Origin of the sequence: Paenisporosarcina indica, assembly GCF_001939075.1 — a bacterium.
GTDB lineage: Bacteria > Bacillota > Bacilli > Bacillales_A > Planococcaceae > Paenisporosarcina > Paenisporosarcina indica.
Genome location: NZ_MPTA01000006.1, coordinates 225,250 through 235,792, shown reverse-complemented (window position 1 = coordinate 235,792; position 10,543 = coordinate 225,250). Strand labels below are relative to the sequence as shown.

At 39.5% G+C, this 10,543-nt stretch carries 11 protein-coding genes and 16 tRNA genes; 22 read left to right on the top strand and 5 right to left on the bottom strand.

Annotated features, from left to right (window positions below; translation table 11 throughout):
• The first annotated feature begins 13 nt into the window (after positions 1-13).
• From GY23_RS14645 to GY23_RS14570, 16 genes are all read left to right on the top strand, one after another.
• Positions 14-88, top strand: a tRNA-Asn gene (locus GY23_RS14645).
• Between the two features lie 4 nt (positions 89-92).
• Positions 93-184 (top strand) — tRNA-Ser (locus GY23_RS14640).
• A 23-nt stretch (positions 185-207) separates the two neighbouring features.
• Positions 208-282, top strand: a tRNA-Glu gene (locus GY23_RS14635).
• Between the two features lie 122 nt (positions 283-404).
• Positions 405-480: transfer RNA gene (locus GY23_RS14630), tRNA-Val, on the top strand.
• 158 nt (positions 481-638) lie between these two features.
• A tRNA-Met gene (locus tag GY23_RS14625) sits at positions 639-713 on the top strand.
• 3 nt (positions 714-716) lie between these two features.
• A tRNA-Asp gene (locus tag GY23_RS14620) sits at positions 717-792 on the top strand.
• A gap of 143 nt (positions 793-935) precedes the next feature.
• Positions 936-1,011: transfer RNA gene (locus tag GY23_RS14615), tRNA-Phe, on the top strand.
• 13 nt (positions 1,012-1,024) lie between these two features.
• Positions 1,025-1,100, top strand: a tRNA-Thr gene (locus GY23_RS14610).
• Between the two features lie 9 nt (positions 1,101-1,109).
• A tRNA-Tyr gene (locus tag GY23_RS14605) sits at positions 1,110-1,193 on the top strand.
• Between the two features lie 5 nt (positions 1,194-1,198).
• Positions 1,199-1,272 (top strand) — tRNA-Trp (locus GY23_RS14600).
• Between the two features lie 20 nt (positions 1,273-1,292).
• Positions 1,293-1,368: transfer RNA gene (locus tag GY23_RS14595), tRNA-His, on the top strand.
• A gap of 44 nt (positions 1,369-1,412) precedes the next feature.
• A tRNA-His gene (locus tag GY23_RS14590) sits at positions 1,413-1,488 on the top strand.
• Positions 1,489-1,501: 13 nt separating this feature from the next.
• Positions 1,502-1,573 (top strand) — tRNA-Gln (locus GY23_RS14585).
• Between the two features lie 5 nt (positions 1,574-1,578).
• Positions 1,579-1,653 (top strand) — tRNA-Gly (locus GY23_RS14580).
• A gap of 10 nt (positions 1,654-1,663) precedes the next feature.
• Positions 1,664-1,737 (top strand) — tRNA-Cys (locus tag GY23_RS14575).
• A gap of 36 nt (positions 1,738-1,773) precedes the next feature.
• Positions 1,774-1,854: transfer RNA gene (locus GY23_RS14570), tRNA-Leu, on the top strand.
• Between the two features lie 102 nt (positions 1,855-1,956).
• Here the strand turns inward: GY23_RS14570 and GY23_RS14565 are convergent.
• Positions 1,957-2,145, bottom strand: a complete 189-nt coding sequence (locus GY23_RS14565) for a hypothetical protein (protein WP_075619941.1) — start codon at positions 2,143-2,145, stop codon at positions 1,957-1,959.
• A gap of 457 nt (positions 2,146-2,602) precedes the next feature.
• On the opposite strand from GY23_RS14565, the gene GY23_RS14560 reads away from it, so the two are divergent.
• The 3 genes from GY23_RS14560 to GY23_RS14550 all read left to right on the top strand — a co-directional run bounded on the left by GY23_RS14560 (position 2,603) and on the right by GY23_RS14550 (position 4,584).
• Complete coding sequence (locus GY23_RS14560) at positions 2,603-2,896, top strand: DUF5658 family protein (protein ID WP_075619940.1); 294 nt, start codon at positions 2,603-2,605, stop codon at positions 2,894-2,896.
• Between the two features lie 171 nt (positions 2,897-3,067).
• Positions 3,068-3,682: an NAD(P)H:quinone oxidoreductase gene (gene wrbA, locus GY23_RS14555; protein ID WP_075619939.1), complete on the top strand. Its 615-nt coding sequence runs from the start codon at positions 3,068-3,070 to the stop codon at positions 3,680-3,682.
• Positions 3,683-3,813: 131 nt separating this feature from the next.
• Positions 3,814-4,584, top strand: a complete 771-nt coding sequence (locus GY23_RS14550; RefSeq protein WP_245827672.1) for an STAS domain-containing protein — start codon at positions 3,814-3,816, stop codon at positions 4,582-4,584.
• A 66-nt stretch (positions 4,585-4,650) separates the two neighbouring features.
• Here the strand turns inward: GY23_RS14550 and GY23_RS14545 are convergent, their stop codons facing one another.
• Entirely contained in the window at positions 4,651-5,343 is a 693-nt protein-coding gene (locus GY23_RS14545) for a B3/B4 domain-containing protein (protein WP_075619938.1), read from the bottom strand.
• A gap of 55 nt (positions 5,344-5,398) precedes the next feature.
• Here GY23_RS14545 and queG point away from each other — a divergent pair, with 55 nt between their 5' ends.
• The 3 genes from queG (at position 5,399) to GY23_RS14530 (ending at position 8,409) form a co-directional block, all read left to right on the top strand.
• Positions 5,399-6,535: a tRNA epoxyqueuosine(34) reductase QueG gene (queG, locus tag GY23_RS14540; protein ID WP_075619937.1), complete on the top strand. Its 1,137-nt coding sequence runs from the start codon at positions 5,399-5,401 to the stop codon at positions 6,533-6,535.
• Positions 6,536-6,547: 12 nt separating this feature from the next.
• Positions 6,548-7,021 carry a tRNA (uridine(34)/cytosine(34)/5-carboxymethylaminomethyluridine(34)-2'-O)-methyltransferase TrmL gene (trmL, locus tag GY23_RS14535; protein ID WP_075619936.1) on the top strand — a complete coding sequence of 158 codons (474 nt, stop codon included), beginning with the start codon at positions 6,548-6,550 and terminating at the stop codon, positions 7,019-7,021.
• A 551-nt stretch (positions 7,022-7,572) separates the two neighbouring features.
• Positions 7,573-8,409, top strand: a complete 837-nt coding sequence (locus GY23_RS14530) for an aldo/keto reductase (RefSeq protein WP_084544153.1) — start codon at positions 7,573-7,575, stop codon at positions 8,407-8,409.
• Positions 8,410-8,637: 228 nt separating this feature from the next.
• On the opposite strand, the gene GY23_RS14525 is transcribed toward GY23_RS14530, so the two are convergent.
• The 3 genes from GY23_RS14525 to GY23_RS14515 are packed head-to-tail and all read right to left on the bottom strand — an operon-like array spanning position 8,638 to position 10,435.
• The gene (locus GY23_RS14525) at positions 8,638-9,483 is read right to left on the bottom strand and encodes an RluA family pseudouridine synthase (RefSeq protein WP_075619935.1); all 846 of its coding nucleotides are present in this window, start codon (positions 9,481-9,483) and stop codon (positions 8,638-8,640) included.
• 54 nt (positions 9,484-9,537) lie between these two features.
• Positions 9,538-10,008 carry a thioredoxin family protein gene (locus GY23_RS14520; RefSeq protein ID WP_075619934.1) on the bottom strand — a complete coding sequence of 157 codons (471 nt, stop codon included), beginning with the start codon at positions 10,006-10,008 and terminating at the stop codon, positions 9,538-9,540.
• Between the two features lies 1 nt (position 10,009).
• A complete protein-coding gene (locus tag GY23_RS14515; protein WP_075619933.1) occupies positions 10,010-10,435 on the bottom strand; it encodes a disulfide oxidoreductase in 426 nt (141 codons plus the stop codon).
• Between the last annotated feature and the right edge of the window lie 108 nt (positions 10,436-10,543).

Sequence of the window (10,543 nt, the reverse complement as noted above, 5' to 3'; positions counted from 1 at the left end):
AATATAGTAACATTCCGAAGTAGCTCAGTGGTAGAGCAATCGACTGTTAATCGATTGGTCGTAGGTTCGAGTCCTACCTTCGGAGCCATATTGGGGAGCTGTCCGAGTGGCCGAAGGAGCACGATTGGAATTCGTGTAGGCGGGTTAAACTGTCTCAAGGGTTCAAATCCCTTGCTCTCCGCCAGTGATTTTCTTCAAACAATAAATGGCCCCTTGGTCAAGCGGTTAAGACACCGCCCTTTCACGGCGGTAACACGGGTTCGAATCCCGTAGGGGTCACCAAATTGCCAAACGAAGATGGCGATTTGCGACGACGCAGCAATGCGAGGAAGGAGCATTTCCTTCAACGTATGTGAAGTTCGCAATTTGCATATTTGATTAGCAATACATTTTATCTTTACCCAGGAGGATTAGCTCAGCTGGGAGAGCATCTGCCTTACAAGCAGAGGGTCGGCGGTTCGAGCCCGTCATCCTCCACCATTTACATTATTACATTCTTAACTTCCATTAAAGAAGTCCGCGAGGGTGGAGCAAATCGCCAAACGAAGATGGCGATTAACATCGAAGCAGGCGCAGCCGATGCAGATGTCCACTACGCCATAAGCGTAGAAGCAATAATGTCTATAACATAATATTGACGCGGGGTGGAGCAGTGGTAGCTCGTTGGGCTCATAACCCAAAGGTCGCAGGTTCAAATCCTGCCCCCGCAACCAAATGGTCCCGTGGTGTAGCGGTTAACATGTCTGCCTGTCACGCAGAAGATCGCGGGTTCGATTCCCGTCGGGACCGCCATTTTTATTAAAGTATTTAGAATTGGAATAAGCAAAGAAGGTCGAGGAAGCAAAATGAGTGAGTAAAGGAGCGTACTAACGTATGTGACTGAACGAACGAATGAAGCTGACGAAGAGATTCGAATCTTAGTACAATTCAATTGTGGCTCAGTAGCTCAGTCGGTAGAGCAAAGGACTGAAAATCCTTGTGTCGGCGGTTCGATTCCGTCCTGAGCCACCATTATATTTATCCAGCCGGAGTAGCTCAACTGGTAGAGCAACTGACTTGTAATCAGTAGGTTGAGGGTTCAAGTCCTTTCTCCGGCACCAGGCTCATTTGGAGGGGTAGTGAAGTGGCTAAACACGACGGACTGTAAATCCGTTCCTTCGGGTTCGGCGGTTCGAATCCGCCCCCCTCCACCAAATTTAGGGGCATAGTTTAAAGGTAGAACTGAGGTCTCCAAAACCTCCAGTGTGGGTTCAATTCCTACTGCCCCTGCCAATTATAAAATTCATATTGTGGCGGGCGTGGCGAAGTGGTTAACGCATCGGATTGTGATTCCGACACTCGGGGGTTCAATTCCCCTCGTTCGCCCCATTTATTATTCTAAGTGAAAAACAAAATACATACTATTTAATGTGGCGGGCGTGGCGAAGTGGTTAACGCATCGGATTGTGATTCCGACATTCGGGGGTTCAATTCCCCTCGTTCGCCCCATATATACTATTGATGGGGTATAGCCAAGCGGTAAGGCAACGGATTTTGATTCCGTCACGCCCTGGTTCGAATCCAGGTTCCCCAGTTGTTGCGGAAGTAGTTCAGTGGTAGAACACCACCTTGCCAAGGTGGGGGTCGCGAGTTCGAACCTCGTCTTCCGCTCCATTTTGTTTTTGGCGGCATAGCCAAGTGGTAAGGCACAGGTCTGCAACACCTTTACCACCGGTTCAAATCCGGTTGCCGCCTCCATAGATTTTTGTTTCAAAGTCTGCATTTAATAATTTTGCCCGAGTGGTGGAATGGCAGACACGCCGCACTCAAAATGCGGTGCCGTAAGGCGTGCCAGTTCGAGTCTGGCCTCGGGTATCAAATGAAAAAGCAGTATCTACTTTAATGTAGATACTGCTTTTTTTATGTTTTTATTTAAGAGGGCTTTACTTTACTTTTGCGAAGTGAAGGTACGAGGTACTACTCTTTATCATTTTTCTTATCATTATTGATCGGATGATTGGCACCCTTAGTATCGTTGTTTTTTGCCGCTTCATTTTGACCTAGTATGTTTAAATCATTCACGCTAATGTCGTATCCATACCCAATTTCTTCGCGACCTAGTATTTTTTTCTTTTTTTCTATATTTCTGATTTGATTATCCTTCAAATCATATCACCTCCATTAACAATAGCTTGTTCTGAATGGACCTGTTTATTCAGAACAAATTTAAGGTGTTTATCGAATAAATTACAAAAACCGTCTAAGCTAAGTGCTTAGACGGTTTTAAGGGAAAATGGCTTATCAACCTATTGTTCATTATTCCCTATGTAGGGAATAAAATTCAATGAAGTATAAAATACTTACAAAATTCTATGTTGATTCAGAAAGTAGAATAATTTGCTTAAGAATGAATAAAATAATTTAATACATACGAAAATAAAAGCGAAGTACAGATTATCCAAGTCTTGAAAATCCACATGGTGAACATCATCGAAAAATCATACTGGTAAATAAATATTTCCTTAAATATACGGTTAATTCAAAGTAAAGTAGTTAAACCTTAGTAGTAGTAACAGGTACTACATAAAAAATGATTTATACTTTATATTAAGGAGAGGCATTTTTGTACATTTTACCATGGATTATCGTCGCTTTTAATGGATTGGATGGTATTTTAACATATATAGGATTGGTCTCTTTTCAAATGGTCGAAGCCAATCCACTATTGAGTTCATTAGATCCTCTCCACGTATTGTTTATTAAACTATCATTTAGCGCCATTTTAAGTGTTCTCATTACTAAGAAGGCATTTTTGAAATTCGGAAAAAAATTAAAAATGACTTTATGGTTTGCTGTTACGTTATATTCGGGAGTATTAGTTCTTCATCTACTTTGGTTGATTCCTTACATTACGTAGTAATTGAATAATCTTTCCAGGGTCAATCAAAAACAGTATCTTCCATAGGATACTGTTTTTGATTATGTTAATGATTGTCATCCGAAAAGTATGAATAGAAATTTTCATATGGGGAATACAGGAAAGGTAAACATTTATTATTTTGAAAGTACAGTACTAAGGAGATGGAATATGTCAAAAGTAAAATTAGCAGTTATCTATTACAGTTCAACCGGTACTAACTATCAATTGGCTAAATGGGCAGAAGAAGCTGCCAATGATTTCGGGGCTGAAGCAAAAGTCTTGAAAGTCCCAGAGACTGCTCCACAAGCGGCCATAGATTCAAACCCTTCGTGGAAAGCTCATGTTGAAGAGGCGAAAGATGTACCTGAAGTGAAATTAGAGGACTTAGAATGGGCAGATGCTATTATATTCAGTGTTCCAACACGTTTTGGTAACATGCCAGGACAAGTAAAGAATTTCTTGGACACAACTGGCGGTCTTTGGTTTAATGGAAAACTGACAAATAAAGTTGTGAGTGCCATGACTTCGGCCCAAAATGCTCATGGTGGTCAAGAAATTACGACGTTAGCATTGTATACAACGATGTATCATTGGGGTGCAATCGTCGTGGCTCCAGGATATACGGATCCCGTGTTATATTCTGCGGGAGGCAATCCATACGGGACAAGTGTTTCAGTAGGTCAAGATGGAAAAATGGTAGAAGATGTTCAAGGAGCAGTGAAACACCAAGCTAAGCGTACTGTAACGGTTGCTGAGTGGGTGAAGAAAGGCCAGTCTAACTAAATCCATTATAGGAGTGGAAAATAAAAAGGTGACACGTAATCGTGTGTCACCTTTTTATGTATTCCCCACGTAGAAAGTATGCAGCTCAGCGGTATTTGTATATACTTATAATAGAGTTTAAGAGGAACAGGATGAGAAAAATGAATGATGTAGGTACTATACCGAACGATATTTCCGTACAAAATGCAATAAATAGTATTGGGGAAAATATTATTATCGCGGATTCACAGTTTAATATCAGGTGGATGAACAGCAACGCTTCAGCTTTATTATCTGAAATTGCACCTTTGTATCAGCTTGGTAGTAGTCAAGACTTCATTGGTAAGAGTATGGATTTTTTTCATAAAAACCCTGAGCATCAGCAACGCGTGATGAAAAATTCAAGTATCACTCATCGCTCACGAATTACGATTCAGGAACGATTTATTGCGGATATTGTGGTCACACCGATTAGAAAAAATAGTAATGAACTCGAAGGATTCGTAGTCATGTTAATGGATGTGACGACAAAAGCAGAAGAAGAGAAAGCGAAAGAAAAGCTGATTAAGGCTCTTTCAATCCCTATTCTTCATGTGTGGAAAAGTACGATTGCTCTGCCATTAATCGGTGTATATGATACTGAGAGGGCAGATTTGCTCATTTCCTCGGTATTAATAGAGTGTTCATCAAACAGAATTGAATACGTCTTAATAGATTTTAGTGGACTTAGTGATTTGGATCATGAATTACGTTTTCACGTACAAAAGTTATATGACTGTTTAAATTTAATTGGTGCAAAATGTATTTTAGTTGGCATTAAGTCTACGCATGCCATTTCTTTGGGGGCATTTGATCGGGAAATTCAAACCTTTAGTACGACATATGCTGGTTTAGAGGCAATTATAGAAAACCAAAACGGATAAAACCGCTTATTTGATAAGCGGTTTTATCTTTGGTAATACTGAAAATTCCACAAAGACAATTGCTACTTAATCAATAGTAGAATGTTTATGTAGATGATTTAGAACAGTTGTAGAGCAATCCCCACCATTTACTTGAATAAACATATTCCCAGCAGACGCCACAAGTTTTTCAGCTTCTTCATTTGTCATAGATGGTTTTAAAAAGAAGATTTGTAACGCTTCAACAGTTGCTTCATTAACCGCTGTGCCCGTGGAATCAACAAATGGACTACCAAAAGGACCAAGTTCATCTTGAATGACTAATATATCCTTTAAAGTGTTTTCACGGCCATTTAATCCCTTGTAGGAAGTATCGGAACCGCCGAGTGATAACTCGATATTCCCAATTGTATGTGCCAAGTCATATATCCCTACAGGAATCTCATACTGAAGGGAAAAGAAATTATTTAAATCTACACCACTGTTAAATGGTTGTAAATAATTTTGATTTCGAATGCGTCGCATTATGGCTTCCATGGAAGGACGATAGCGACCTGGATCTGAACCAAACTTTTTCCATAGGGCTCTCCACTCTCTAATCCCCGCATAATCAGTTAGTTCTCTATCTTGCAAATCAAAAAATAAGTGTTCTTGAAATAATTGCATACGCCCTTTTAACATTTGAGGAGATTCTGATACGACAAATTTGGTATAATGATTAATGCCGATTTTAATGTTCTCATCGATTTCAAAAATCGAAGGATTTATAGATATATTCATGTTTTCACCTACAGACTAGTTTTCATCAGTTTATCATAAGGAGGGAGAGGATTTCATGAATGTGAATCAGTTTCAACAAGAGTTAATTTCGTATGCGCACTCAATTGGAATCGATAAAATCGGTTTTGCTTCTTCCGATCCTTTCCGTGAGCTGAAGAATCGATTAAAGCGGCAACAAGAACTGGGGTATCAATCCGGTTTTGAGGAGCCTGATCTAGATAAACGAACGAACCCAAGGCTTTTATTAAATGAAGCCGAGAGTATCATTTCTATTGCGATTGCTTACCCTTCACGCATGGAAAACGCCCCACAAGGAAAGAAAGGCTCACGCAGGGGGATTTTCGCTCGTGCGTCTTGGGGGATTGATTATCATACGGTGCTAAGAGACCGCTTATCGAAGTTAGAACAGTTTATTGCAGAACGGATAGTGGATGCAAAAACGCGTTCTATGGTGGACACTGGAGAGCTATCCGATCGTGCTGTAGCGGAACGAGCGGGAATTGGATGGAGTGCAAAGAATTGTTCGGTCATTACGCCTGAATTTGGATCTTACGTCTATCTTGGTGAAATCATCACAAATATCCCATTTGCACCTGATGCCCCGATGGAGGATGAGTGTGGGGATTGTCGCTTGTGTTTAGATGTTTGTCCAACTGGAGCACTGATTGAAGGTGGCCAGTTGAATGCCAAACGATGCATTGCCTTCTTAACACAGACTAAAACATTTTTGCCTGACGAGTTCCGAACGAAAATTGGAAACCGGATCTATGGCTGCGATACGTGCCAAACGGTATGTCCGAAAAATAAAGGCATCTCCAATACCCATCAACTGGACTTCCAACCTGATCCGGAAATAGCCAAACCATTGCTCATACCATTATTGAAAATGAGTAACAAGGAATTCAAGACACGGTTTGGACATGTCTCAGGTTCATGGAGAGGGAAGAAACCCATCCAGCGAAATAGCATCTTAGCACTCGCTCATTTTAAAGAGGAAAGTGCAGTACCGCATTTAATCGATTTACTTCAACATGACACACGTCCAGTGATTCGCGGAACGGCAGCTTGGGCTATTGGTAAAATAGGAACACAAGAGGGAATAGTTGCTCTACGGAAAGTTCTGCAAACAGAAGTGGATTCAGAAGTAATTACTGAGATTCATAAAGGTTTAGCATTCGAAAAAGTAAATTAAGGAAGTGTTATTTTGGCCATTCACGTAGTACTTTACCAACCATTAATCCCAGCAAACACTGGAAACATCGCACGTACTTGTGCAGGAACAGGTACAAAACTTCATTTAATCAGACCTCTTGGTTTTTCGACAGATGATAAAATGTTGAAACGTGCAGGGCTCGATTATTGGGAGCATGTGGACATTCAGTATTACGACTTGTTAGAAGAGTTGTTTGAGAAATACCCTGCAGCGGAGTTTTTCTATATTACGAAACATGGTTCTAAACCCTATACAACTTACAACTACAGTGAACCTGAAAAGGATTACTTCTTCGTTTTCGGGCGGGAAACGACCGGTCTACCTCGTGAATTAATTGATGCAAATCAAGATACCTGCCTGAGAATCCCGATGAATGAACATATACGTTCACTGAATCTATCGAATACGGCAGCTATCTTAATTTATGAAGCACTTCGCCAACAAGAATTTCCAACATTAACATAAAAAAAGGGACTGCTAGTTAGTTACTAGCGGTCCCTTTTACTGTAGCTGTATTATTTCTTTCCAGTTGCGCCTGGTTTGTCATCGTACCCTGCCGTGAAAATCGCAGCAAGGAATGCAACACTGACACCAAGAATAAGAATTAAGCCCATGTATGTTGCCTCCTTAAAAGAGAATTACAATATCATACCTAATTATAGACTACATCATCTCAAAAAGAAATATTCACTTCAACACAAATATGGCGAAAGTCGTTCGCTCGGTCAAAAGATGCTCCAACATCAGCCACGATCACTGGGTTTACATTCACGATAATATCATCGTCAGGAAAGGAGTCATACCTGCGAATAATTCGGTTGTTACATTAGTATTATGTTCTTTTAAGCGAAACATAGTGTGTCTACTTTTAAGAGGAGGGACGAAATAATCAAAATTCCATTTAATATTCTTTTGTAGAAAAAAGTACAATAATTTTCAGAAGAAATATCGTCACGCTCGTAAAAATCTCTATTAATTTGTACAATAGAAGTAGATTGAAGGAAAGGAAGATAAACATGACACTGACTTTGCAATCCACTAAAACACTACATAATGACGTCGAAATGCCCCGTCTTGGGTTAGGCGTTTACAAAATGACAAATTCTGATGAGGCAATTAATGCAATGACAACTGCTTTAAAAGTGGGATATCGAGCAATTGATACCGCCTCGTTGTATGGCAACGAAAAAGAAGTTGGTGAATCCGTCCGCGCTTCTGGCTTAAAACGTGAAGACATTTTTGTGACCACAAAAGTGTGGAACGCTGATCAAGGATACGACCAAACTTTAAGAGCATTTGAAACATCGTTAAAAAACTTGGGTTTCGAATATTTGGATTTATATTTAACACACTGGGCGGTAAAAGAAACATTTACAGAAACATATCGGGCGATTGAACGTTTATATGATGAAAAACTCATACGTGCAACAGGTGTTTCAAATCATCATCAACATCATTTAGAAAAAATATTCGCAAAGGCAAACATAAAACCAATGGTCAATCAAATAGAATTGAGTCCTCGTCTTACACAGCTTGACCTAAGAACCTTCTGTGCAGATAACCAAATAGCCGTGACATCTTGGTCACCACTTGCTCGTGGTGGGTTGTTAGATGAAGTTTCATTAGTACAAATGGGATCAAAATACGGAAAGACCCCAGCACAAGTTATCGTGCGTTGGCATCTACAACATGATTTAACGGTCATTCCTAAGTCAGTCACGCCTGAACGTATTGCTTCAAATGCAGATGTATTTGACTTTGAACTATCGGCTGATGACATGAAACAGATCGATTCATTGAACCTTAACCAACGTACGGGTGCAGATCCAGATAATTTCAACTTTAATTTTTAAATAGAAAAGTGTAAAGCGCCACTTTAGCTCACACCGGCGCTGGAAAGACCCTCGAAAGCCTGCTTTCGCATCACTGCCTAAAGCTGTGGTGTGAGTTGGCGCTTGGAGCTAGATATAACAAATCTTGATTGTAAATTAGACACAAAGAAGTACACTTTCTAATCGTAAAAAAGAGATTCCTCAAGTCATTAATGACTCAGGAATCTCTTTTTGGTATCGCTCATTACATCATTTATAATCTTCCACTACAACCATCTCTTTTGTAATTGGATGGACAAATTGCAATTTTTTCGCTTGTAACGAATAGTTGTCTGCTCTTGTTCTAGAACCATACATTCTGTCACCTGTTACCGGATGGCCGATTGAACTAAAATGAACTCGGATTTGATGCGTACGTCCCGTTTCCAAAATAACATGGACTTTTGTGAAGTTGGCATCTTGACCCACCACCTCGAAATGTGTGATAGCGGTTTGACCAGTAGGAGATACAGCCCGTCGCGCAGAATCATGACGATCTTTCCCGATAGACGTTCGAATAGAGCCGTTTTTTTGTGTCATTTGACCATCTACAATCGCTTCATATACGCGAATGATTTGTTTGTCTTCCAGCATACGGTCTAACATCGATTTGATAAGTGGGTGTTTAGCAATTAAGACTAATCCTTTTGTGCCTTGATCGAGTCGATGGACATGCTCAGCATAGACTCCACCCTGTTTCTTTATATACGCCATCACATGGTTCATGCATGTTCCGGTTTGACCTGGATCATTAGGATGAGTCGCCATATCTGCAGGTTTTGAAACTACAAGTATGTGAGCATCTTCAAAGAGAATTGGAACTTCGCAAGTTTCGGTCGCTTCATATGAAGAAGGTTCGACATTTACTTGGAAGGTAAGTTTTGTTCCAATCGGATAATGGTGTTGCCATACCATAGGTTCACCCTGTTCATTTAAAATGCTTTTAGCCATGCGCATTTCATGCATGATTTTCTTGCCGATTTGAAAATCGTCACGTAGTAGTTCTTCAATGGTAATGTTGTCTTTTTTTAATTCATATTGAAATGTTTTTATCATATGTTGGTTCCTCCAAAAAAGAGACCATGTTCAGGACATGGTCTGCGATATCGTTTATTTTAATACAACTTCATTGAAAAATTCTTCTATATTTTCTTTTGGATAGTTACCATACAAACGTGAAACTTCCTTGCCATTCTCAAAGTGGATGATGGTTGGAGTTCCTTCAATTTTGTAATCTTCCCATCCTTGCTCAAATTCGTATATATTGTATTGTACCAAATCAACATTCATTTCTTCTACGACTGGCATTAAAACAGGTGTCATCGCTTTACAGTGTACACAAATTGGACTGAAAAAGTAAGCTGTAACTGGTTCGCCGCTCTCGATTTCTTCTTTTAAATCATCAGGTAAAATGATATTTTGATAGTTTTTATCGTTCAGTTGATCAATCGTTTCTTGTTGTAAATCATCTGTTCCATACGGGTTGTTCGCTAATTTTTTGTCATTAGACATATTCGTTAAAACAATGAGCAGAATAAAAACAACTACAATTGCTCCACCGATTATTAATAATTTTTTCAACTTATTTTTCCTCCTTCAAGGCACGTAAAATTAAGAAACTTGTTATGGTAATCAGGATAAAGGCGGTAAGTGCTAGAAAGGGAATGGTGATAAAGCCTAGTAAATTAATGTATTCGCCCGTACATGAAACACGGCCACAAGATGGTGCACTCTCAGATAAAAAATCTAGCTTTTGAATGCCATAATGGTAAAGGGAGATCATTCCACCGATAATTGCAAAAGTGGCTGTCGTTACGGCAATTCGTGCATTTTTTTGGATGTAAGCAATTCCTAAAATAATGACGAGAGGATACATGAAGATTCTTTGAATCCAGCATAGTTCACATGGTTCATACCCGCGAATTTCTGAGAAGTAAAGGGAACCCATCGTAGCTGATAAGGCTACCATCCACATAAATAATAGTAGATTCTCAATTTTTTTTGACATAAATCAATCTCCTCTTTTAATATTATCTCAAATCAAATTATAATTCTTAGTTGTTAGCATGTAAAATATTATCAACGAACCAGAAACTCTTATATAATGAAATATGAA

What these genes read in the sequence shown, in the direction of transcription:
- queG (WP_075619937.1), top strand. Translation starts at nt 5,399, where the DNA reads ATGAATGTGAATCAGTTTCAACAAGAGTTAATTTCGTATGCGCACTCA.
- GY23_RS14550 (WP_245827672.1), top strand. Translation starts at nt 3,814, where the DNA reads ATGAGAAAAATGAATGATGTAGGTACTATACCGAACGATATTTCCGTA.
- GY23_RS14525 (WP_075619935.1), bottom strand. Translation starts at nt 9,483, where the DNA reads ATGATAAAAACATTTCAATATGAATTAAAAAAAGACAACATTACCATT.
- GY23_RS14530 (WP_084544153.1), top strand. Translation starts at nt 7,573, where the DNA reads ATGACACTGACTTTGCAATCCACTAAAACACTACATAATGACGTCGAA.
- GY23_RS14545 (WP_075619938.1), bottom strand. Translation starts at nt 5,343, where the DNA reads ATGAATATATCTATAAATCCTTCGATTTTTGAAATCGATGAGAACATT.
- wrbA (WP_075619939.1), top strand. Translation starts at nt 3,068, where the DNA reads ATGTCAAAAGTAAAATTAGCAGTTATCTATTACAGTTCAACCGGTACT.
- GY23_RS14515 (WP_075619933.1), bottom strand. Translation starts at nt 10,435, where the DNA reads ATGTCAAAAAAAATTGAGAATCTACTATTATTTATGTGGATGGTAGCC.